This window comes from Paraburkholderia sp. RL18-085-BIA-A (assembly GCF_046027075.1).
Classification (GTDB): Bacteria; Pseudomonadota; Gammaproteobacteria; order Burkholderiales; family Burkholderiaceae; genus Paraburkholderia.
Genome location: NZ_JARESU010000007.1, coordinates 11379 through 35348 on the forward strand (window position 1 = coordinate 11379; position 23970 = coordinate 35348).

Here is a 23970-nt window from a genome sequence, read left to right on the forward strand (position 1 = left end):
ACTTGCGCATGTCCACCGCCGCAAGCGCTCCAACAGCAACGCTCTACGCGAGCAAAGCCGCCTGCTGCTCGATGCCGTCGAGCATGGCGCTGCATTTGTCAATCAATGCGAGCCCGTCGCTACGCAAACGCTCCGGTGTTTTCTCGGCGATACCGCGGCGATATTCGTCGAGCGCTTGAGCCAGCGGCGGATATTGCAGCACGCTTGCCGCCCCTTCCACGCGATGCAGCCACTCGCGAATGGGCGCAATGTCGACGCGCTCGAGCAACGGCGACAACGCCTCTACATCTTCGCGCACGGACGCGACGAACGCGTCGAGCAAGGCCTTGACAGTTGATTCGCTGCCCCACAGTTGCGTCATATGGGTCAGGTCGACCGGAACGAACGGCTCCTCGGCGCCATGCACAACCGGCCCGACGATCGCCGGCACGCTCGTTTCCAAGGGCGCGGCCTGCGACGGGGCATCGGTGCCGAACCAGCGGCTCAGGTAGTCGCGCAAGGTTGCGAGCCGGGTCGGCTTCACGAGGCTGTCGTCCATCCCCGCGTCGCGGCATAGCCGCAGATCGTCAGGCGCGGTGTTCGCCGTGATGCCGAGGATCGGCAACCGGTACCCGCCGCCCTGTTCGCTCTCGCGCACCCGCCGCGTGAGTTCGTAGCCTGACACGTTCGGCATGTGGCAATCCGTGATCAGGCAGCCATAGTTCGTGCGCTCCAGCGCGCCCAGCGCCTCCGCGCCGTCGTTCACCACGTCGCACGCGAAGCCGAGCAAAGCCAGTTGATGACGGATCAGCTCCTGATTGACCGGATGATCTTCCGCGACAAGAATCAGCCGGCCGCTGCCGATAGCCCGTTCGCGATCCGGCGGCGTCGCGACGCCTTCGGCCGTACGCGGCATACCGGCCGCGGGCCGCGCGACCGATGGCAGCCCCGTCATCGCGGCGGCGCACGCCGCGCCGAGGCCGCGCCACGAGATCGGATTGACGCTCACACGCACCTTGTTGTCGAGAATGCGATAACCGGTCGGCTTCGGCTTCTCGGTCAGGCTGATGATGCGTGTGGCCGGACCGATGTTCGCGGCCACCTGCAACAGCACCTCGTCGCTGACGAACAGCAGCTCGGTTTCGGCCAGCGCGGCGCGATCGCGCAGTTCGGCGGCGTCCGGTTCGAGGCTGCGCATGCGTAGCCCAAGCGCCTCGCCGAAGTGAAGCAGCGCGCGGCCAACCCGCTTGTCCCCGGTCGCCACGATGGCGCGCTTGCCGCGCAGGCCGCTGACGTGCGAGCGCTGCACCACAACCGGCATGGTGAGCCGCAAGATCATGCACGTGCCGAGGCCTGGTTCGCTGCGCAACGTGAGCGTGCCGTCCATCAGATCGATCAGCTTGCGGCAGATCGTCAGCCCGAGGCCCGTACCGCCGAAACGCCGCGTGGTGGACGACTCCGCCTGCACGAACGGCTCGAACAAACTCGCCTGCACATCCGGCGCGATACCGATGCCGGTGTCCTCCACGGTCATTTCGAGCGTTTGGCCGGCGTCGTTCCGCTCGACGACCGCCACGCCGACGTCGACCTCGCCCTGCGGCGTAAACTTGATCGCATTGCCGACCAGGTTGAACAGGATCTGCCGCAATCGCACGCTGTCGCCGCGCAGTGTGGCCGCGACTTCCGCCGCGATATCCACGCGCACCTTCAGCCCCTTTTCATGCGCGCGGCCCGCGAGCAGGCCCACGGCGTTGTCGACCAGTTCGCGTATATCGATGGGCTCGGCTTCGAGTGTCAGCCGCCCGGCTTCGATCTTCGAGTAGTCGAGCAGATCGTCGAGGATCTGCAGCAGCGCGCCCGCGGACTCGTGAATCATGCTCAGCATTTCACCTTGATCCGTATTGAGCGGCGTGCGCTCCAGCACCTCGACGAGACCCAGCACGCCGTTCATCGGCGTGCGGATTTCGTGGCTCATCATTGCGAAGAAGTTGTCTTTCGCACGCGACGCCGCTTCGGCCATGTCACGCGCTCGCGCGAGCTCCTCGGAGCGGGCGCGCTCCACGCTGGCGTCCACCCAGAAGCCGCTCCACACGACGCTGCCATCCGCCTCGCGGCGCGGCACCAGTTCGGCGCGCACCCACTTGATCTGCTGCTCGCTCCTGAGGCGAAACTCCATATGCACAGGCGTTTCGCAGTGCGCCGAGCGCTCCAGTTCAGCCAGCACGAACTGGCGGTCCTCGTCCGCCACCCGGTTGAAGTCGACCTGAGCGTGATGATTCGGCGACCCGTCGTTATCGCCCAGCAAGTGCCGCGCGTCGCCGCCGATATACGGAAATGAATACGCACCGCTCGCGGTGCGGCGCAGCTGAAACACCACCGCCGGCAACGAGCGCGTCACGTCGAACAGAAGCCGTTCGGTTTCGCGCGCGAGCATTTCGGCGCGTCGGATACTGGTGATGTCGACCATCGTGCCGACGAGGCACACGGGCTGTCCCTCGCTGCCGTAGCACACGCTGCTCCAGAACAGCCCGTGGCGCAAGTCGCCGGTGCTGTTTTCAAACTGCAATTCCACCTCGGCGGTGCCGCCTTTGAGCACTTCGCGCGTCATGTCGTCGAGGATGCGGCTGTTCACTTCGCCCCATGTGCGCACGTCCATCGTCGTGCGTCCGAGGACGGCCTCGCGACTCTTGCCGCACACTTCTTCATAAGCCCGGTTGACCGCCATGTAACGGCCCTTCAGGTCTTTGGCGACGAACGCATACGGCACCGTCTGCATCATGGCTTCCTGGAAATTGAGCTGCAGCGCGAGTTCGCGCTCGGTTTTCTTGCGCAGCCTGACTTCGCGTTGCAGTACCAGATAGGCGCGCAACGTGACCAGCAGCACGACGCCGATGCCGATCAACACCGGCAGCAGACGCACCGCACTCACGCTCCAAATGCCTTTGTCCGGCACGGCGCCGGCCACCCACCTCTGCCGGATGCGCTGCTTCTCCGCCACCGGCATGGCCTGCAACGCGCGGTCGATCATCCCGGCGAGCGGCCGCAGGTCCGAACGGACCGCGAAGCTGAGCGAGTCGGATTCGCCGAGCGTGCCGAGAATCCTCAGAACACCGGCATAGCGGCGCCTCAACTGGAAATCGACGGCGGCCACGTTGCCCACCATGACGTCCGCCTCGCCATGCGCGACCATGCGCAGCGCGTCTTCCAGACTGGGCGCGATGACGATATGGTCGGGGGCGATGGCGTCGAACGCGTGCGGAATCGAACCGCCCACGTGCGCCGGAATCACAGCGCGCCGCCACGCGAAATCGTCGCGCGAGGGCGCGTCCGGTTCGCCCGCGCGCTCGATGATCACCATCGGATAGCTCGCGTAAGCGCGGCTCTCGCTCGCGTCGTTCAATGGCGGCCCGTGACTGGACGCCGTGGCGAGCATCGCCAGCTCGCCACGCTGGAAAGCTCCCACGGCGGCGGGCCAGTCGGGCAGGCGGGCGCGGGTGAACACGATGCCAAGGGTGCGGCTCAAATAAGCCAGATAGTCTGCGGTGATGCCGGCGGGACGGCCGGAGTCGTCGACCATGCTGAAAGGCGGCCAATTGCTGTCGAAGCCGATCAGCAACGGCGGCAATGAACGAAGCCACTCCTTCTCTTGCGGCGTCAGCACGAATTGACGCGCGGCGGCGGCCGGCTCCGCGTTGAAGTTGCCGGACAGCCAGCGCACGCGAATCGCCGCGCTTTCGGCCGGGTTCATCGACGCGAGCGCGCGATTGAGTTGATCCCGCAGCGCGGTCCTCCCGCGGGGCACGCCAAAGCGTAAGTCGGCAAACGTGGCGCCTTCTTCGAACGCGACATGCAAGCCGCGAAATTCCTCGGTGGCCAATTCGTACTGGATGACTGGGGTGAAACCGAAATAGGCATCGGCTTCGCCGCGGACCACCGCGGCGAGCGCCGCGCGCGTGGTCGCGTACGCATTGATCTCGGCGCGCGGAAAGCTCTCGCGGACCGGGCGCTCGAGCGCAAAGCCCCGCTCTATTGCAAGGCGTGCTCCGGCGAGTTCGCGACGACTCGCATACCGGTCACCGTCGCGGCGAACCACAGCCGAGATGGAAGAGCGGAAGTACGGCGCCGTGAAATTGATGCACTGTTCGCGCTCGGGCGTGCGCGCGACGCTCATCAGCAAGTCGACGTTGCCCGCGCAGACGGCGGCGAGCAGTTGGGGCATGTCGGGAAACACCAGCGGTTCGATGACGACGTTCGGCCCCACCAGCGCGCGCAGATAGTCGCCGCTGACGCCGGTCAGCCTGCCGTCCTGCACCATGTCGAACGGCGCCCAGCCGCCCGCGAGCACGCCGACGATCAATTTCGCGGGAAACGCGCGCGCGGCCGGAACACGCGCCCCGCCCCCGAACGGTTCGGCGACGGACGAGACCACGGCCGCCGACAAAAACAAGGCGAGTAGAAACAACGGCCCGCGCCGCAGCATGCGCTTCACTGCGATGCGCTGGAGAGGAGGCACGATGAACAGGATGAACGGCGCCGGGACGCGTTCATGCCGCGTCGCTCTGGCCGCCCGCTAGCGCGGCGGCGGACGGATCGGCGTCGCCGTGCAGAAACGAGAACAGAACGCCCGCCGCGATGCCGCCCGACAACGGCGCTGCCCAGAACACCCACAGCTGATCCAACGCCCAATTGCCGACGAACAGCGCCTGCGCGGTGGAACGGGCGGGATTGACCGAGCCGCTGGTGATCGGAATGGACACCAGATAGACGAGCGTCAGACAGGCGCCGATCACCAACGGCGCGATCGACACCATGTTTTTTCGAGCGGCGATCAGCAGGCACGCCATCACGAACGCGAAGGACAGGATGAATTCGATCGTCAGCGCCGAATGCAGTTGATAGTCGGCCGGCGAATGGGCGCCGAAACCGTTCGCGGCGAATTCGCTCGCGCTCAGGTCGAAGCCCGGACGGCCGCTCGCCACATACGCGAGGAGCGCCGCGGCGGCGATGGCGCCGAGCGTTTGCGCGGCGATATACGGCAGCAGGTCGCGTACCGGAAAGCGCTGCGCGACCACGAAACCGACGGTGACAGCGGGATTGAAATGCGCGCCGGAATTGGCTCCGAACGCATAGCTTGCCGTGGCGAACGCAAGGCCGAACGCCAACGACACTTCAAGCCCGCCATATCCCTGCAGCACCATACCGGCGTCCAGCACGGTACTGCCGCATCCCACGAACACCAGCCAAGCCGTTCCCACGCCCTCGACCCACAACCGTTTACCTAGCGCGACCATTCCCTCTCCTGTTTTTCTATGTACGAGGCAGACGGCACCGCGCGATTGCAACCAGACCTCTGCCCTGGATCTTTTCGGCCGATCCCTTTCAGGATGACGGAATTACCTGATGCCTTCGGGCAAACAGCAGGCAAACAGGTAATACGGCCTCAGTCAATTCGCAATTATTGAATGGCAGCCTCTTCAGACCAATCAGAAAATTCTTAAATTATTGATTTACCGAGAAATTAAATAATTACCATCATTCAATTCAAAGTTTAAACATTGTTAATCCAATCCGATTTTCCTTGCGTAATTGATTAAATCAACTTCTGTTTCCAGTCCGAGTTTGCGCATTGCGCTGCGCTTCTGTGTGCTAATCGTCTTGCCGCTGCGTCGAAGACGTTGCGCAATCTCACACACCGCCACGCCCTGCACGGAGAGCTGGAAAACTTCCCATTCACGCGGACTCAGCGCGCCGGTGTGAAGCTGCGGCGCGAGTTCCGCTGCGTCCAGAGCGGCGCGCACCTGCTGCGATAGATGAACACCGCCGGCGGCGACCGCGGCAATTGCCTTGATCAAGGTTTCGGCGGCGTCGCGCTTGTCGACGATTCCGGTCACGCCGATATTGCGCAGGCCCGCCAGCAAGTGGCCATGGCAGATCATGGTGAGCACCACGACGTACGGATGTGGCTCGCGACGCAACAGCCGGCGCAGAAACGGCACCGCGTTGCTGCCGCCGTCGAGCCCCGGCATTTCGATATCCGAAACGACGACGTCGCACGCGTGGGCGTCGAGCAGTACCGCCAGGCCATGGGTGTCGACCGCCTCGCCGACCAGTTCGATGTTCGACCTGGCCTGCAGCAGGTATCTGATGCCGGCGCGCACGCATTCATGATCGTCGGCCACGATGACGCGGATCTTGTGTGTCATTTGTTGTTGTGTTGTCGACCGGCACGCTCCGCACGCACGGTGCTTCCCCGGAGCCATGCCAATACTTCTGCGGTTTCGTCGCGCGGCGGCACGACACTGGCCGGCTTGTCAGCGGCTTTGAACGCACCCTTCGGTAATCACGCCGTGTTCGGTGGCGAAACGAAACAGCTCCGCGTCGGATTGCAATGAGAGCTTGCGCATTGCCGTGCATTTCTGCGCGCTGACTGTCTTGACGCTGCGCCCGAGGCGCGTGGCGATCTCGCTGACGGCGAAGCCGGACGCGTACTGCGTGAACACTTCGAGTTCGCGGCGCGACAGCGTGCCGCGAACGAAATCGAGGCGCTGCGCCAAGGTTGCGTCGGCAATCAGCGTGCGCACCGCCGGCCCGACATAGCACTCGCGCGCGAGCGCCATCACGACCGCCACGTGAATCAGATCGATGCGGTCGCGCTTGCTCACCAGCCCGTCGACCCCGAGCGAAATGACCTGCTGCAGCGCGGCCACCTCGGTTTCCATGGTCAGGACGATGAGCGCGACGTGCGGATAGCGCGACTTGAATTGCCTGACGACGTCCAGCCCGCAGCCGTCGAATCCGACCGGCATGTTGAGGTCCATCACCACCAGATCGCAGGGGATGCGATCGACTTCCATGAAGAGTTCGGTGGCGTCGGCGGCGCGGCCGACAATCTGCATGTTCGCATAGCTTCTCATCAGATTTTCGATCGCCAGCAGAACCAGTGGATGGTCGTCCGCAATGATTGCTCGAACAGGTGTTCTTATCTCAGCGGTGTCGTTCATCGTCTCCAGCTCCTTTACCCTGATTTTCCGTAGCCCTTTCCGGCGCAAACGGCTCTGCAGGGATAATTGAATATCCCTTTGCAGATAAACATCAGATCGCTCCGAAATAACCCAATGCTATTTGTATGAATTAAATTGCCTGGATATGAGATTTAAATTCAGGAATGCCGGCGGCGTGCGTGTTGCCGGCATCGCGAGCAGGCCGGGCAGAATGAATGGGGACTGTTCGCCAGAACGATTTGAAGATGAGCCGGGATTTATCCCATTGGTTGTAGGAATGATTTACGCACGCATTGGAAGAAGCAGAGTCACGCGGCCCGCTTTAACGTGCCGCGTGACGACGAATCAAGCTGCCAGTGCGGCGATAAAATAACCCCTACCGCGCCATGAAAATCGGTGTGATCCTAATCAGGCGATAAGCTAATAGCCGATTGCAGCTGTAACGGAAGATTAAGAATTTATTATCCGGATGGAGTATTTTCGACATTCTCACATCGCTCATTTCCGGTTAAGACGCAATGACTTTGCGCGACTAGCGCCGCCGCTGCGCCCGCGTCAGCTTGCGTCGCAGGCTCGTGCCGTTTGCGCGCAGCCCTTGGGCACCGCGCGCGGAAACACCGGCAACGCGAGCAGCGCGCACGCGCTAGCCATCGCCCACACCATCGGCCACGAACCGACGGAAAGCAGCGGCGGAATCGCAAGCGGCGTCAGGAACAGCATAAGAAACACGCAGGTATTGCCGATGGCGAGCGCCGTACCCGCGCGGCTCGTCCCGGCCAGCGTGGCGAGTTCCGTGAAGGCGACGCCGTGCCATGCCGACGCGCTCACGCCGCCCAGTACGACCATCAGCGCGAGCATCACGGTCATCGCCGCGTGCTGCAAACCGGCGAGCCCGGTCAGCAGCGCCAGCAACGCGAACAACCCGGCGGTCAACAGACTGCAGGTGCGCATGTACTCCCGCCGATTGCCCCGCCGATCGGTCCAACCGCCACTCCAGATCCGCGCGATCGCGGCGCCCGTCTGCACGGCGGCCATCGTCACGCTGATCGCCAGCACGCCGGCTCGGCTGAAGTCGTGCAGGAACACGGTGCCGAACGTGATGACGGCGATTTGCGGCACGCACAGCGCTCCAGCGCCGAGCGCCACGCGCCAGATGCGGGTGTCGCGCAACGGCGAGATCCTGGCGGGCGCAGCAGCTGCCGCGCTGGCGCCGTGCAGCGTCGTGCTGGCCGCTGCGTTTGCGCCATGCATTGCCGTACTGGCTGCCGCGTTTGCACGGGGCACCGCCGCGCTGCTGGCCGCACTCGATCCATGCGCGTGCAGGGCCGTCCACGCGGCGTCCTCCCCATCAGCACTAACGTGCAATGGTTCATGCAACCACAGCCACGCGAACACCGCCGTGATCGCGCACACGAGCGCCAATACCGTATAAGCGCTCGCAAATCCGCAACGCGATGCGAGCGCCGGCAACATCAACGCGCCGAGCCCGCCGCGGCCGGCACCGCGGTCTGCCGGATGCTCATCGCCAACCCGCGCTCGCCCTCGCGAAACCACGCCATCACCGCGCGGCCGCTCGATCCGTTGACGCTGCCGCCGAGCAACCCGACCAGCAGCAGGCCGAGCGCAAGCGTCGTCACGCTGGGCACACGAGCGCCGCTCGGCGCGACGAACAACGCGAGGCCGGCGAGCGCAGCGGCCGTCGAAAGCAGGCCGAGCAGCAACACCCGGCGATCGCCCCAGCGGTCGGTCAGCAGGCCCCACGGCAACTCGCTGAGCGCAATGCCGAGCCCGAGCATGCCGAGCACCAGCCCCAGGCCGTGATTGTCCAGGTGATATCCCGAACGCAAAAACACCGCCGTCGTCGGGATACCGGAAAAAGCGGCGGAAAAGCTGGCGTTCGCCGCGAATCCCACCCCCAGCACCTTCCAGCGATGGCTCGCCGCACGCTTGCCCACGACCCGCATGGCCAGAACCGATCTGTTACCCATCACATCCCCTTCGCAAAGAATCTGGGGTTATCCTACGGGTGGGCTTTCCATCGGAAAAGCCGGAAATTCAGATGACTTCCATCGGATATACCGAATCATGAGCCAACGCGGATTCGACCTCGCGCAGTTGCGCACTTTCGTCGCCGTCGCCGAATCGGGCAGCGTGTCGGCGGGCGCGCAGCGCGTATTCCTGTCGCAGTCGTCGGTAAGCGAGCAGTTGAAGAAACTCGAGGAGCGCGCCGGCCAGCCGCTCTTCGTGCGCAGCAAGCAGGGCGTGAACGCCACGCCCGCCGGCAGCCGTCTGCTCGACCACGCGCGGCGCATCATCGCAATGAGCGAAGCGGCGTTCGAAGATCTGCAAGGCCGTTCGCTCGATGGCGAACTGCGTATCGCGATCACCGACTATTACCGCCCGCACGACATCGCGCGCATCCTCAAGGCGTTCTCCGAACAGCACCCGCGCCTGAAGCTGCATGTCACCGTGCTGCCGAGCGCCGTGATCGACAGCAAGGCCGATGACGATGCGTCGTTCGACATCGGCCTCTCGTTGCGGCTTATCACCGGCAAGCCGCACTCAAGCGGCCGGCGCACCGGCGCGGCGAGCACCGTGGTGCGGCGCGAGAAGCTGCTGTGGGTGAGCGCCGCCGACGCCGCGCCGCGACCGGCCACGCCATATCAATTGGTGCTGCTGCCTTCGAGCTGCCAGTTGCAGCGTTTCGTCGTCAAGCTGCTCGATGAGCACAACGTGCCGTATCTGGTCTCGCATTCCGCGTCGGGCGTGGCGGGCTTGCAACTGGCGCTGAAGGCCGGCCTCGGCATTTCCTGCCTGAACGAATCTTCGATCGGCGGCGGGGTGGTGGCCTGTGCGGCGAACATCGGGCTGCCCGCGTTGCCCGCAGTGGAATTTCATCTGCTGCCGGGGCGGCCCGGCGAAAGCGAACGCGTGAGCAACGCACGGATGGCCTTGATGCGTCTGTTCGCGTGACGCGCATTTGATCAACATCAAACAATCACATTCGCGCGATAGCGTTTATGTAGAAAGAGGCCGCACAATAGGACATTGAAAGCGCTCTAACTGCCGCCTATGATGAACAGACGCACGACTTTCCGACCTTTGGGTCGCTATTGACGCTGCGGATAAATTGCTGCAGCCTGCTACACGCTGCCGCACGTTTCAGGTGCCGTTCTCGCAGCCCGAAATTCGCCATCCACCGGCGCATTCAGGCGGATCATTGTTTGAGTCAAGCAATTGCATTGCCGCATCGAATATTGGTTCGCCATCCAAATTAAGTCCGTTCCGATTTGCAGTAGCGCAGTCGTCATAAGAAAAAAACTGGCAGACCCGCGATGCGTCGTCCGTCGGATTCGCGAATGGATCCGCGAACACACGCATGAGAAACAAATCGAGAAAAAGAACGTTCCCCAACGAGGCCTCGCGTGCATCGTAGAACTATCGGATCTTCGGTTCTGTTCGTGTTTTACGTGCTGTGGAGCGGCGCGGCGCTCGCGGCCGCTGACGCGCCTGGCACCATGCCGCCGGGCATGGATGAGCGCGTGCGTGCCTGCACCTCTTGTCACGGCGTGCAGGGCCAGGGCCGCAATAACGATTACTTTCCACGCATCGCCGGCAAGCCAGCGGACTATCTGTTCAATCAGCTAACCGCCTTCCGCGACGGCGGCCGCACCTATCCGCCGATGGGCTATCTGCTAGCGTTTCTGCCCGACGACTATCTGCGCCAGATCAGCCAGTACTTCGCCGATCTGCAACCGCCCTATCCTGATGCCGATCACTCCGAGGTCGCACCCAAGGTGCTCGCCGCCGGCCAGCAGCTCGTGATGCACGGTGACCCGGCGCGCAAGATACCCGCGTGCATCGCGTGCCACGGCGCGCGCATGACCGGCACGCAGCCTGGCATTCCTGGCCTGCTCGGGCTGCATGCGAGCTACATCGCCGGACAGATGGGTACATGGCGCTCGGGCACGCGTCGCGCGCTCGAACCGGACTGCATGCACACGATCGCGGTCAAGCTGAACGACCGCGACATCACGGCGGTATCGAGCTGGCTCGCGCGCCAACCGCGTCCGGCCGATCCACGGCCCGCACCGGCGTCCGCTGAGCGGCTGCCTCTTGCATGCGGGAGCCAGCCACAATGAACCCGATACTTTGCTTGCTGGGGTTGGGTCGTGCGTTGATTGATGTTTGGGGCGCTACGATGCGCTCTGCCTGGTGCTTCGTTACGTGTCTCTTTTCGTGTCTCTTTTCGCGCGTCAGATCGTTCCGCGCATCGCGCGCCGTTGCACGGGTTACTGCACCGCACCGTCGCCCGATCGCATCACTCGTTTCCGGCTCGCTGACCGCGTGCCTCATCGCAACCGGCGGCGCAGCGCTGCTTCACGCGACGCACACGCAGCTGATTGCCAAAGCCCACGCCGCCGATACCACGCCGCCAGCCGCGCCAACCACAACGCAAGCCCCGCCCAGCCCCTTCACCACGATCACCCCCGCCCACAGCGACCCCAACGACACTCGCCCCGACATCGTCAAACGCGGCGAATATCTGGCGCGCGCCGGCGACTGCATCGCCTGCCACACCGCGCCGCGCGGCAAGCTGTTCGCCGGCGGCCTCGCGATGGAAACGCCGTTCGGCACGCTGTATTCGCCGAACATCACACCGGATGCGCAATACGGCATCGGCACGTGGAGCGAGGAAGCGTTCTTCAAGATGATGCGCAGCGGCCGCAAACCGGACGGCACGCTGATCTATCCCGCGATGCCGATCGCCCAGTACACCAAGGTCACACGCGAGGATTCGAACGCGATCTTCGCTTTTCTGCGGACCGTCGAGCCGGTGCGCCAACCCAATCGCAAGCACACGCTGCGCTTCCCGTACAACCAGCGCGAGCTGTTATACGGATGGCGCACGCTGTATTTCCGCGAAGGCGAGTTCAAGCCCGACCCGACCAAGTCGGTCGAATGGAATCGCGGCGCGTATCTGGTCGAAGGGCTCGGGCACTGCACGATGTGCCATACCAAGATCAACATGCTCGGCGGCTCGTCGCCGCGCGATCAGTTCGCCGGTGGTCTGATCCCGGTGCAGAACTGGTACGCGCCGTCCCTGACATCCGACAAGGACGGCGGCCTCGGCGACTGGAGCATCCAGGACATCATGGACCTGTTGCAAAAGGGCACTTCCGCGCGCGGCGCCGTGTACGGCCCGATGGCCGAAGTCACCTATCACAGCCTGCAACACCTGAGCGACGACGACATCCGCGCGATGGCCGTTTATCTGAAGTCGCTGCCGGACAATGCGGGCCGCAAGACCGGACCGTCCCCGCAAGCCGATCCCAAGACGTTCGCGCTCGGCAAACAGATCTATGCCGACAAATGCGCGCTGTGCCACGGCGCCAACGGCGAAGGACAGTTACCGAATTACCCGCCGCTCGCGGGCAATCAGTCGATCGAAATGGATTCGGCGGTCAATCCGATCCGGATCGTGCTGAACGGCGGTTTCCCGCCGGGCACGAAGCGCAACCCGCAGCCGTATGGGATGCCGCCGTTCGCGCAGGAACTGAACGATGTCGAAGCGGCTGCCGTCGTCACCTATATCCGCACGGCCTGGGGCAATCACGGCCAGCCTGTGACGGCCCGCCAGGTCAGCGAATTGCGCAAGGCGCCGCTGCATTGAACCGCCGCACTGGAGAACCCTCGACATGGATCCGAACGACACCCGCAGCGCGCCCCCGCCCACCGACGACGAAGTGGAACGCGTCGTCGCCGCGGGTCCGCATGGCGCAATCGCGCTGGCCGGCGTCGCCACGCTGATCGTCATGGCGATCTGGTTCGGCTTCTACTTTCTCGCGTTCCTGCCGCGCGGCATCATCCACTGACCATGTCGACCAATCCCAATCATCAACCGGATAGCGGCCACGCGGTCGCGCTGCGCGCCGAGCGCCGCTGGGCGATCTTCGCGGTCGGGCTGATCGTGCTGATGCTGGCCGTGATCGTCTTCTCCGGACTGCATTGGGCGATGATGCCGCCGTCGCGCGTCGAAACGATCGACCCGGCGCGCCTGCAGCTGTCGGGTGAATTCGTCGAAGACAATCTCGGCAGCGCGGTGCAGCCGGACGGCTCGGTGATCGTGCGCTTCATCGCGCAGCAGTACTCGTTCACGCCGCAATGCCTGCTGGTGCCCGCCGACACGCCGATCACGATCCGCACCACCAGTGCCGACGTGGTGCACGGCCTGCTCGTCACCAACACCAACATCAACACGATGGTCGTGCCGGGCTACGTCGCCACGCTGAACACGCAGTTCGACCACCCCGCCGATCACACCATGCCGTGCCACGAATTCTGCGGCTTCGGCCATCAGACCATGTGGGCGCATGTGAAAGTGATCGACAAAGCAGCCTTCTTCGAGCAGGCCCGACAATCACGGAGGCTGAGCTGTGTTTCACGCTAAGCGACTCGTTCTCGCGCATTTCTGGCTCGCCTTCATCACGTTTCTGATCGCACTGTTTCTCGGTGCATGGCAGATGCTGGTGCGCAGTCCACTGGTGCCGTGGATCGGTGATCCGGAGTTGTACTATCGATCGGTGACGGCTCACGGCTCGGTGATGGCCTACGTGATGCCCACGCTGGTATCGATGGGCTTCGGCTACGCGATCGTCGAACTCGCGCTCGCGCAGCGCCTAGCCGGCCTCAAATGGGCATGGGCCGCGCTCATCATGCTGACGGTCGGCGCGGTCATGGCGATGGTGCCGGTCGCGCTCGGCTCCGCGTCGGTGCTCTACACCTTTTATCCGCCGATGATCGGCAGCCCGTTCTATTACCTCGGCGTGGTGCTCGTGGTGGTCGGCTCGTGGATCTGGGTCGCGCTGATGCACGTGAACCTGCGCATCTGGAAGCGCGCGAATCCCGGCATGGCGGTGCCGCTCGCGATGTTCGCCAACGTGGCGGGCGCATATCTATGGGCGTGGACCGCCGTCGGCGCGGCGCTCGAAATCCTGTTCCAGATTTTGCCGGTCGCCTTCGGCCTCACGCGTACGATCGACGCCGGCCTATCGCGCATCCTGTTCTCGTGGACGCTGCATGCGATCGTCTACTTCTGGCTGATCCCGGCGTACATCGCGTACTACACGCTGGTGCCGCGCGCGATCGGCGGACGGCTCTATAGCGATGCGATGGCGCGCGTGTCGTTCATCCTGTTCCTCGTGTTCGCGATGCCGATCGGCATCCACCATCTGTTCGCCGATCCGCAGGTCGGCTCCGGCTTCAAGTTTCTGCACGCGGTGTTCACCGGCATGGTGTCGGTGCCGACGCTGCTGACCGTGTTCACGATTTGCGCGTCGGTGGAGATCGCCGGCAGGCTGCGCGGCGGCAAGGGCGCGTTCGGCTGGCTCACCGCGCTGCCCTGGCGTAACCCGATGATGCTGGTGATCGCGTTCTCGTTCGTGATGCTGGGCTTGGGCGGCGCGGGCGGCCTGATCAACATGAGCTACCAGTTGAATTCGACGGTGCACAACACGCAGTGGGTGACCGGCCACTTCCATCTGATTTTCGGCGGCGCGATCGTCATCATGTACTTCGCGATCGCGTATGAGCTGTGGCCGCAATTGACCGGCCGCGCGATCTGCTCCGAAGGGCTGGTGCGCACGCAATTGTGGCTGTGGTTCATCGGCATGATGACGGTAACGCTGCCGTGGCATTACGTTGGCCTGCTCGGCGCGCCGCGCCGCATGGCCTTTTACGACTACTCCATGTCGGGCATGCAGGACCAGGCGTTCTGGGTCGGCATGTCGGCGGTGGGTGGCCTGGTTCTGGTGGTGTCGGGCGTGCTGTTCGTCTATATCCTCGCGAAGTCTCAACTCGGGCCGGCGGTGCAGCCGCAGGCGTTCCGTTTCGCGAGCGCGGTGCATCCGGTCGAACGGGTGCCCGCCGCGCTCAATAGCTTCGGCTTGTGGGTGGCGCTGATGATCGGGCTCACGGTCGTCAACTACAGCGTGCCGATCCTGCAGTTGCTCAGACTCCCGCAGACCTCGGTGCCGGCGGTTGTCATCGGAGCGCAGCGATGAGTGAGGAACGCGTCTTCAGCTTGCGCAACCCGTGGTTCACCTGGAGCGTGGGCGGCACGCTTGCGATTGCGATCGTGGGCATACTGATCGGCTTCATCTGGCTGCCCTCGGCGAGCAGCGCGTTCGGCGACCGTGGCTTATGGGCAACGATCTGCGGCGCCGCCGGCGCACCGTCGAGCTGGTATAGCGGCGCCAGTGCCGGCGGCCCGGTGCCGAGCGAGGTGGTCGTGCTGCCACCCTGGCACCCGACCCGCTCCGCCGCGGATTCGATCGGCCGAGGCGCGACGATCGCGACGCAGAACTGCTCGATGTGCCACGGCGTGACCGGCGCGCCGCCGGTCACGGCGCCCGCGGTGGCCGGGCAGTACCCGGACGCGGTCTATAAGGAATTGCGCGACTATCAGAGCGGTAGCCGGCAGAGCGCGGTGATGCAGGCGATCATCGCGGCGCGCAGCGATCAGGATCTTCAGGATCTCGCGGCTTACTATGCGTCCGTGGCTAGAGGCCCTGCGGCCGAGACGCCGCGCGCCGGCGAAGAACCCGACGCGAACGCGGTGAGGCTGGCGATGCAGGGCGATCCGCAGCGCAATATCGCGCCTTGCGCGGCTTGTCATGGCGAGCTGGATCGCAAGGGTGCGGCGCCGTGGCTGGGCGGACAGTCGTCGACTTATCTCGCGGCGCAGATGCGCGCGTTTGCTTCCAGCGCGCGGCACAACGACATCAACGAACAGATGCGCAACGTGGCGCGGCAGTTGACGTCGGCGGAAATAGATAGTTTGGCTAAGTATTACGCGGCCATGCCGTAACGGCCCGCTCACGCGCGCGGCGCCTGTCGTCCCGAAGACATAAAGCGCCGCCGTGCGAAACGGGCATCCACGTCAAGCCGTGGCGAATTCGCCCGCGTCGTTCAGCATCGGCGGAGCGGCGGCCGTTGCACGCCGCCCCGAGAAAGCAGCAGCGGAACCGCTGCCCGTCTGGAACACCGCCACCGCCGCGGACAAACGCCGCGCCTGATCTTCCAGCGAACTGGCGGCCGCCGCAGCCTGCTCGACCAGCGCGGCATTCTGCTGCGTCACCTCGTCCATCTGCGCGACCGCGAGATTGACCTGATCGATGCCGGTGCTCTGCTCGGTGGCGGCCGCCGCGATCTCGCTCATGATCGAACTGACCCGCGCGATCGCGTCGACGATCTCGCTCATCGTCGACCCCGAGCGTTCGACCAGTTGGGAGCCGGCCTGCACCCGCGCGGTCGACGCATCGATCAAGCCTTTGATCTCCTTGGCCGCCGCCGCGCTGCGCTGCGCGAGCGAGCGCACCTCGCTTGCGACCACCGCGAAGCCGCGCCCCTGCTCGCCCGCGCGCGCCGCTTCGACCGCCGCGTTCAGCGCGAGGATATTGGTCTGAAACGCGATCCCTTCGATCACGCCGACAATATCGGCAATCCGCCGCGAGTCGTCGACGATGCCATGCATCGTGCCCACCACCTGCTCGGTGAGGTCGCCGCCCTGCGCAGCGAGGCTCGAAGCGCCCTGCGCGAGCGAACTCGCCTGCTTCGCGTTGTCGGCCGTCTGTTTGACTGTCGAGGTCAGCTGTTCGATGCTCGCCGCCGTTTCTTCGAGCGATGCGGCCTGCTCTTCGGTGCGTTGCGACAGATCGGTGTTGCCCGCGGCGATCTCGCTCACGCCGGTGTCGATCGATTCAGTGCCTTGACGCACGGCGTTCACCGTCGCGATCAGCGACTCCTGCATCTTGCGCAACGCGGCCGCGAGACGGCCCATTTCGTTGTTGCTGGTCACGTCGATGCGGCTCGTCAGATCGCCGTTGGCGATCCGCTGGAACTGTGCGATTGTCGCGTCGACCGGACTGACGATGGCGCGCACCAGCACGAGACGGCCGAGCCAGGAACCCAGCAGCGACAGCACTATCCCGACCGCCACCGCAATGGAGATCGCATAGAACAGGTCCTGCGCGTCCTGATAGCGCTGCGCGCCGTGATCAAGCTGCAACTGTTCGAGCGCGAGCATCGCCTTCTCGTACGCGCTATAGAGCGACGGCAGCTTGTGCGCCTGCAACTGCTGGAATGCGTTGCGGTCGCCCGACTTGAGCGCGGCAAGCGCCGGCTCGACGCCCTCGTGCAGGAAAGTGTCGCGCTTGGTCTCCATGTCCTTGATCAGGCGTTGTTCGTCGGCATCCGCGCTCGCGCGGCTCACATAGTGGGCCAGACGATCGTTAGATGCTTTCTGGTACTGATCGAAGCGCTTGAGCACGGCATCCGCGCCACCCTGATCGTTCAGTTCGGCCAGCGATGCGTAGGTGGCCAGCGCGAGACGCAGGCGCAGCAGTTGTCCGGCGCTGCCTTCGAGGTCGGCGACGGCTGGGGTGTCCACCGTGTACATCTGCTGCAACGACGCGTTGCTCGCTCGCAGCGACAGCAGCCCGGCGGCGGCGCCGAGCAGCAGCACGATGCCGAAGAACGCGATCATCAGAGTGAGGCTGGTGCGAATCGACAGATTTCTCAACATCGGACTTGTCTCCATGGGGTTGCCTGGCCGATGGTTCAGAAGCGGCCTCGGCCACGCGTGCTGCGCCCAAACCCCATTCGGCCAGGCCCGCAACTTTTGTCTAAAATTTAAGCGAACAGCACATAGAGGGACTACGGCGGAATAAGGGAAAACTTTATGGTTGATGGCGCATACGGTTGCGCACCGTCAATATTTGGACGAGAGGCCGCGAGGCCATTCGCGCAATGCGTTCTTTTGCGGGACTGTCCGGGTTTCCGGCGTGCTGCAGTTGAGGGAAAGTGGCGAGGCGCATGTCTACGGAGCATTTACATGTCAGAAGTCAGTTCCGCTCTACTGGTGTTCGCGCTGTTGCTGATGGCGACCGGCATCGGCGTGTGGGTGCGGCCGCTTCTGCCGGAGGAGCACAAGGCGCACGAGACGGTTCAGTTGATCCAACTGGTGATCGGCATGCTGGTGACATTTGCCGCGCTGGTGCTCGGCCTGCTGACGGCGTCGGCGAAGTCGAGCTTCGATACCGCGTCGAACGACTTGCGCACCTTTGCGGCCGATCTGATCGAATTCGACACGACCATGCGCGAATTGGGCAGCAATGCGGACCAGTCGCGGCATCTGCTGCGGCAGTACACCGCTGCGGCGATCGCGTCGACGTGGCCTGACGAGCCGGTGCCCAGCGGCGAGTATCCGAAGGACATCGGCTCGCAGGACAATACGCAGAAGCTGGAGAACGTGCGGCTAGGCGATATGCTGACTGCGGTGGGCCGCGAGTTGCGGCAAGTGCAAACGCACGATTCGTTGCAACAGCGCGCGCTCGAAGATGCGTTGACGCAATACCGGCGCGTCGTGGACGCGCGATGGAAGATCATCGAAGAAGCGCACAGTTCGATCTCGCTGCCGTTCTTCAAGACGCTGACATTCTGGCTGGGCGTGATCTTTGTGAGCTTCGGGTTGATTGCGCCGCGTAATACGCTGGCGCTCGTCACCATTTCACTGGGGGCCGTGTCGATTGCTTCGGCGATCTATGTAATCGTGGACCTGGATACGCCGTTTTCGGGGCCCATCGTCATTTCCAGTTCGCCGATGAGAGATGCGCTTACGCACTTGAGGCAGTGACGGCGGGCACGGCACGTCCGCCGCGGTTGTTGATGAGCCTGCCGCGTGAAGCACCGGCGTCGCCCGCATTCGTCACTGGTGCCGCGCCATTCAACAGCAAAAAAAAATGGCCCCGAATATCCCTCTTCCGAGAGACCGGGGCCACCTTTACAGCGTCGTTCAATGTTCCGGGTTAGAACGGAATATCGTCATCCATCTCATCAAAACCGCCGCCGGCCGGCGCGCTCGGGCGGCTCGCGCCACCACCGCCACCACCGCCACCACCGCTGCCAGCGTTACCGCCACGCGAACCGCCAGCCGACATCGCGCGACCACCGCCACCGCCGCCGCTACGCTCCGACGGCTCACCGCGGCTATAACCGCCTTCGTCGCCGCCGCCCATCGAGCCGCCGCGACCGCCCAGCATTTGCATCTGCTCGGCGACGATTTCGGTCGAGTAACGATCGGTGCCGTCCTGCGCCTGCCACTTACGGGTGCGGATGCGCCCTTCCAGGTACACCGACGAGCCTTTCTTCAGATATTCCGAAACGATTTCCGCGAGGCGGCCGAAGAACGACACGCGGTGCCACTCGGTGGCTTCCTTCATCTCGCCGGACGCCTTGTCCTTGTACCGATCCGTCGTCGCAAGGCGGATGTTCGCCACTGCGTCGCCGCTCGGAAGATAACGGACTTCCGGATCGGCTCCGAGATTGCCGACGAGAATGACCTTGTTCACGGATGCCATGAGTTTCTCCTGTTGATTCCGTTGCGGGCGGCGCGGCAATGCGCGGTTCGCGTCTCATGGCTGGCGAGCCCGAGACCAGAATCGCGCCTCTGCCCGCCGCCGGGTGAGTTCTGGGTGAATTCGGGATGTGCCCCCGAGCGCGCCGTACTACGCTTTGCGCGGCGGCTGTTTCATCTTTGCGGCGATTATAAGCCAGCAAAAGACGAGCCCCGAACAGGCGAAGAACACCGCGCTTTGTCCATCCACTTTCAGCAGCCAGCCGCCGATCATGCCGCCCAGCGCAAGACCGATCGACTGCGTGGTGTTATACACGCCGGCCGCCGCGCCCTTGCGGGTTCCGGGCGCCAGTTTCGACACCAGCGAAGGCTGCGACGCCTCGAGAATATTGAAGCCGAGAAAGTACACAAAGAGGATCGCCGCCACACTGAGAATCGTATGCGGAGCGACGCCCAATAACAACTGTCCGATCAGGATAAGACCGATCGCGGACAACAGCACGATCTTCATCTTGCCGCGCTTCTCGGCAGCGATGATCGCCGGCACCATCATCACGAAAGACAGGCCCATCACCGGCAAGTACACCTTCCAGTGCGAAGCGACCGGCAAGCCGCCCGCTTCGAGAATGCGCGGCACGACGAGGAAGAGCGCGGTCTGCGTCGCGTGCAGCACGAGCACGCCGAAGTTCAGGCGCAGCAGTTCGACGTTGTGCAGCACTTCGGCGAACGGCGCGCGCACGTGCACCGGCCTCGGCGCATCGGGCACGACCCACAGCACGAGGCCGATCGCGAGGATCGAGAAGATGCCGACCAGCGTGAACAGCCCGCTCATGCCGAGCCACTGGAACACGATCGGCGCGCCGACGATCGCCACCGCGAACGACACGCCGATGCTCCCGCCGACCATCGCCATCGCCTTGGTGCGATGCTCTTCGGACGTGAGGTCGGCGATGAACGCAATCACCGCCGACGACACCGCGCCCATCCCCTGGATCACGCGGCCGACGATGATCCACGTCATGTCGTGCGCGCCCGCCGCGACGAAGCTGCCAAGCGCGAAGATCAGCAGGCCGGTCGCGATGACCGGCTTGCGGCCGATCTTGTCGGAGATCCACCCATAGAAGATGTAGAGCATCGACTGCGTGACGCCGTACGCACCGAGCGCGATGCCCACCAGCAGCACGTTGTCGCCCCCCGGGATGGTCTTCGCGTAGATCGAGAACACCGGCATGATCATGAAGAGACCTAGCATGCGCAGCGCGAAGATGGCGGCAAGCGACACGGTCGCGCGCAGTTCAGGCGCGCTCATGCGTGTGGAAGTGGCGGACGGATTGGACATCGGGAGCGTTCTTTGAATGAGCTGGGCGGCACACTGCGGGCGACCGGCGACGGGCAATCGGCGGCGGGCGAGCCGGCCGTTGGGACGGCCATACCCCGGCGCTTGGCACGTGACGGGCGGAATGCCCCTGGCGCGGCTTTCGAGCCGTCAGCCTTGCAGCACTCCGCTGGCGTTTCGCTGTGCCTTGTACTCGCGGAAATCGGCCCCAGTTAAAGCCCTTTCCCGCGGCGCTAAACCGCTGCCTTACAGCTTGCCTCGCGCGTTATTCCCGCTGTCAGGAAGCCGTAACGGCAGCCTTGAAAAGTCGTTATAGTAGCAGGTTTAGCCTCTTCCTCTTTCCGCCAGTTCATGGAATAAATCCGTGGAACAAATCCGTATTCGTGGGGCTCGCACCCACAACCTGAAGAACGTCAATCTAGACCTACCCCGTCACAAGCTCGTCGTTATTACGGGCCTTTCCGGCTCGGGCAAATCGTCGCTGGCGTTCGACACGCTCTATGCGGAAGGACAGCGGCGCTACGTCGAAAGCCTCTCCGCCTACGCGCGCCAGTTCCTGCAGTTGATGGAGAAACCGGACGTCGATCTGATCGAAGGCCTGTCGCCGGCAATTTCGATCGAACAGAAAGCGACCTCGCATAATCCGCGCTCCACGGTCGGCACGGTCACCGAAATTCACGACTATTTGCGCTTGCTGTTCGCGCGGGTCGGCACGCCCTATTGTCCCGATCACGAGATTCCGCTCGAAGCGCAAAGCGTGTCGCAAATGGTCGACGCGGCGCTCGCGTTGCCGGAAGAGACCAAGCTGATGATCCTCGCGCCGGTGGTGGCGAATCGCAAAGGCGAGCACGTCGAACTGTTCGAGGAAATGCAGGCGCAGGGCTTCATCCGTTTTCGGGTGCGTTCTGGCGGCGGCACCGCGAATGAAGGCGTCGCGAAGATCTATGAAGTCGACTCGCTGCCGAAGCTGAAAAAGAACGACAAACACACGATCGACGTCGTCGTCGATCGTCTGAAGGTGCGCCCGGACATGAAGCAGCGCCTCGCCGAATCGTTCGAAACGGCGCTGCGTCTCGCCGACGGCCGCGCGATCGCGCTCGAAATGGACACGGACAAGGAGCATCTGTTCAGCTCGAAGTTCGCCTGCCCGATCTGCTCGTATTCGTTGCAGGAACTGGAGCCACGGCTCTTCTCGTTCAACAACCCGATGGGCGCGTGCCCGGACTGCGACGGCCTCGGCCAGATCACCTTCTTCGATCCGAAGCGGGTGGTCGCGCATCCTTCGCTGTCGCTCGCGGCGGGCGCGGTGAAGGGCTGGGACCGGCGCAACCAGTTCTACTTCCAGATGCTGCAAAGCCTCGCGGCGTTCTACGAGTTCGACATCGACACGGCCGTCGAAGACTTGCCGGAGAAAGTCCGCAAGATCCTGCTGTTCGGTTCGGGCAAGCAGGAAATTCCGTTCTCGTACATCAACGAACGCGGCCGCACTTCCGTGCGCGAGCATGTGTTCGAAGGGATCATCCCGAATCTGGAGCGGCGTTATCGCGAGACCGATTCGGTCGCGGTACGCGAAGAACTCGCCAAGTATCAGAACAATCAGCCGTGCCCGGCCTGCGCAGGCACGCGCTTGCGCCGCGAAGCCCGCTTCGTGCGGATCGGCGCGGACGGCGACGCGCGCGGCATCTTCGAAATCAGCGGCTGGCCGTTGCGCGATGCGCTCGGCTATTTCCAGACACTGCGGCTGGAAGGCTCGAAGCGCGAGATCGCCGACAAGGTCGTGAAAGAAATCGTCGCGCGGCTGATGTTCCTGAATAACGTCGGGCTGGACTATCTGTCGCTCGAACGCAGCGCGGAAACGTTGTCGGGCGGCGAAGCACAACGGATTCGCCTCGCGTCGCAGATCGGCTCGGGGCTGACCGGCGTGATGTACGTGCTGGACGAGCCGTCGATCGGTCTGCATCAGCGCGACAACGACCGGCTCATCGCCACGCTCAAGCATCTGCGCGATCTGGGCAACTCGGTGATCGTCGTCGAGCACGACGAAGACATGATCCGCATGGCCGACTACGTGGTCGACATGGGCCCCGGCGCGGGCGAGCACGGCGGCATGGTGATCGCCGAGGGCACGCCCAGGCAGGTGCAGGCGAACGCGGCGTCGATGACCGGGCAGTACATGTCCGGCGCGCGCAACATCGAGTTCCCGGACGAGCGCAAGGAGCCGGACGAACGGCACCTGCGCATCGTCGAGGCGTACGGCAACAATCTGCAACGGGTGTCGCTGGACCTGCCGGTCGGCCTGCTCACCTGCGTGACCGGCGTGTCCGGCTCGGGCAAGTCGACGCTGATCAACGACACGCTGTATCACGCGGTCGCGCATCACCTGTACGGCTCGGCCACCGAGCCGGCGCCGTACGAGTCGATCGAGGGCCTCGAACATTTCGACAAGGTCATCAATGTCGACCAGTCGCCGATCGGCCGCACGCCGCGCTCGAACCCGGCCACCTACACCGGCCTCTTTACGCCGATCCGCGAGCTGTTCGCGGGCGTGCCCGCAGCCAAGGAACGCGGCTACGATCCGGGCCGCTTCTCGTTCAACGTGAAGGGCGGGCGCTGCGAGGCCTGCCAGGGCGACGGCGTGCTCAAGGTGGAAATGCACTTCCTGCCGGACGTGTACGTGCCGTGCGACGTCTGCCACGGCAAGCGCTACAACCGCGAGACGCTTGACGTTCAGTACAAAGGCAGGAATATCAGCGAAGTGCTCGACATGACGGTGGAGACCGCCTATGAGTTCTTCAAGCCGGTGCCGGTCGTCGCGCGCAAGCTGAAAACCTTGCTGGACGTGGGTCTCGGCTATATCCGGCTGGGCCAGTCGGCCACCACGCTGTCGGGCGGCGAGGCGCAGCGCGTCAAACTATCTTTGGAACTGAGCAAGCGCGACACGGGTCGCACGCTATACATTCTTGACGAACCGACCACCGGCCTGCACTTTCACGACATCGCGCTGCTGCTGGAAGTGATCCATCGATTAAGAGATCAGGGTAATACTGTCGTGATCATCGAGCATAATCTCGATGTAATCAAAACAGCCGACTGGGTCATCGACCTCGGTCCTGAAGGCGGAGCGGGCGGCGGGCAGATCATCGCTCAAGGCACGCCTGAGCAGGTTGCGAAGTCGAAGGCAAGTTTTACCGGCAAATATCTGGCGCCTCTGCTGAAACGGGCTGCCACCAAAAAGTAAC

At 63.9% G+C, this 23970-nt stretch carries 16 protein-coding genes and 1 pseudogene; 9 read left to right on the forward strand and 8 right to left on the reverse strand.

Annotated elements, in window-relative coordinates; genetic code table 11:
• Window positions 1–43: 43 nt before the first annotated feature.
• From P0D89_RS06670 to P0D89_RS06690, 5 genes and pseudogenes are all read right to left on the reverse strand, one after another.
• Window positions 44–4459 carry an ATP-binding protein gene (locus tag P0D89_RS06670; protein WP_408376329.1) on the reverse strand — a complete coding sequence of 1472 codons (4416 nt, stop codon included), beginning with the start codon at window positions 4457–4459 and terminating at the stop codon, window positions 44–46.
• A gap of 64 nt (window positions 4460–4523) precedes the next feature.
• Complete coding sequence (aqpZ, locus tag P0D89_RS06675; protein WP_408376238.1) at window positions 4524–5270, reverse strand: aquaporin Z; 747 nt, start codon at window positions 5268–5270, stop codon at window positions 4524–4526.
• Window positions 5271–5537: 267 nt separating this feature from the next.
• Window positions 5538–6182, reverse strand: coding sequence for a response regulator (locus tag P0D89_RS06680; RefSeq protein WP_408354027.1), 645 nt, complete (start codon window positions 6180–6182; stop codon window positions 5538–5540).
• Between the two features lie 108 nt (window positions 6183–6290).
• The gene (locus P0D89_RS06685) at window positions 6291–6980 is read right to left on the reverse strand and encodes a response regulator (RefSeq protein WP_408354030.1); all 690 of its coding nucleotides are present in this window, start codon (window positions 6978–6980) and stop codon (window positions 6291–6293) included.
• Window positions 6981–7535: 555 nt separating this feature from the next.
• Window positions 7536–8968, reverse strand: a pseudogene (locus P0D89_RS06690) (MFS transporter).
• Between the two features lie 97 nt (window positions 8969–9065).
• Here P0D89_RS06690 and P0D89_RS06695 point away from each other — a divergent pair.
• The 7 genes from P0D89_RS06695 (at window position 9066) to P0D89_RS06725 (ending at window position 15849) form a co-directional block, all read left to right on the forward strand.
• Entirely contained in the window at window positions 9066–9953 is an 888-nt protein-coding gene (locus tag P0D89_RS06695) for a LysR family transcriptional regulator (protein ID WP_408354036.1), read from the forward strand.
• Between the two features lie 452 nt (window positions 9954–10405).
• A complete protein-coding gene (locus P0D89_RS06700; protein WP_408376239.1) occupies window positions 10406–11122 on the forward strand; it encodes a c-type cytochrome in 717 nt (238 codons plus the stop codon).
• Window positions 11119–12654 carry a c-type cytochrome gene (locus P0D89_RS06705; protein ID WP_408376240.1) on the forward strand — a complete coding sequence of 512 codons (1536 nt, stop codon included), beginning with the start codon at window positions 11119–11121 and terminating at the stop codon, window positions 12652–12654. Before P0D89_RS06700 ends, P0D89_RS06705 begins: the two co-directional genes overlap by 4 nt.
• A 25-nt stretch (window positions 12655–12679) precedes the next feature.
• The gene (locus P0D89_RS06710) at window positions 12680–12856 is read left to right on the forward strand and encodes a hypothetical protein (RefSeq protein ID WP_408354045.1); all 177 of its coding nucleotides are present in this window, start codon (window positions 12680–12682) and stop codon (window positions 12854–12856) included.
• 2 nt (window positions 12857–12858) lie between these two features.
• Window positions 12859–13431, forward strand: a complete 573-nt coding sequence (locus P0D89_RS06715; protein WP_408354048.1) for a cupredoxin domain-containing protein — start codon at window positions 12859–12861, stop codon at window positions 13429–13431.
• Window positions 13418–15043 carry a b(o/a)3-type cytochrome-c oxidase subunit 1 gene (locus tag P0D89_RS06720; RefSeq protein WP_408376241.1) on the forward strand — a complete coding sequence of 542 codons (1626 nt, stop codon included), beginning with the start codon at window positions 13418–13420 and terminating at the stop codon, window positions 15041–15043. Before P0D89_RS06715 ends, P0D89_RS06720 begins: the two co-directional genes overlap by 14 nt.
• A complete protein-coding gene (locus P0D89_RS06725; protein ID WP_408376242.1) occupies window positions 15040–15849 on the forward strand; it encodes a c-type cytochrome in 810 nt (269 codons plus the stop codon). The genes P0D89_RS06720 and P0D89_RS06725 overlap by 4 nt, the downstream gene beginning before the upstream one ends.
• 72 nt (window positions 15850–15921) lie before the next feature.
• Here the strand turns inward: P0D89_RS06725 and P0D89_RS06730 are convergent, their stop codons facing one another.
• Window positions 15922–17565 (reverse strand): methyl-accepting chemotaxis protein, encoded by a 1644-nt coding sequence (locus P0D89_RS06730; protein ID WP_408354057.1) that lies wholly within the window; start codon window positions 17563–17565, stop codon window positions 15922–15924.
• 309 nt (window positions 17566–17874) lie between these two features.
• Here P0D89_RS06730 and P0D89_RS06735 point away from each other — a divergent pair, with 309 nt between their 5' ends.
• Window positions 17875–18675, forward strand: coding sequence for a bestrophin-like domain (locus tag P0D89_RS06735; protein ID WP_408376243.1), 801 nt, complete (start codon window positions 17875–17877; stop codon window positions 18673–18675).
• Window positions 18676–18847: 172 nt separating this feature from the next.
• On the opposite strand, the gene P0D89_RS06740 is transcribed toward P0D89_RS06735, so the two are convergent.
• Together P0D89_RS06740 and P0D89_RS06745 are read right to left on the reverse strand one after the other, a co-directional pair.
• Window positions 18848–19399 carry a single-stranded DNA-binding protein gene (locus P0D89_RS06740; RefSeq protein WP_408376244.1) on the reverse strand — a complete coding sequence of 184 codons (552 nt, stop codon included), beginning with the start codon at window positions 19397–19399 and terminating at the stop codon, window positions 18848–18850.
• A 147-nt stretch (window positions 19400–19546) separates the two neighbouring features.
• Window positions 19547–20734, reverse strand: coding sequence for an MFS transporter (locus tag P0D89_RS06745; protein ID WP_408354067.1), 1188 nt, complete (start codon window positions 20732–20734; stop codon window positions 19547–19549).
• Between the two features lie 361 nt (window positions 20735–21095).
• Here P0D89_RS06745 and uvrA point away from each other — a divergent pair, with 361 nt between their 5' ends.
• A complete protein-coding gene (gene uvrA, locus P0D89_RS06750) occupies window positions 21096–23969 on the forward strand; it encodes an excinuclease ABC subunit UvrA (protein ID WP_408354070.1) in 2874 nt (957 codons plus the stop codon).
• Window position 23970: the final 1 nt, after the last annotated feature.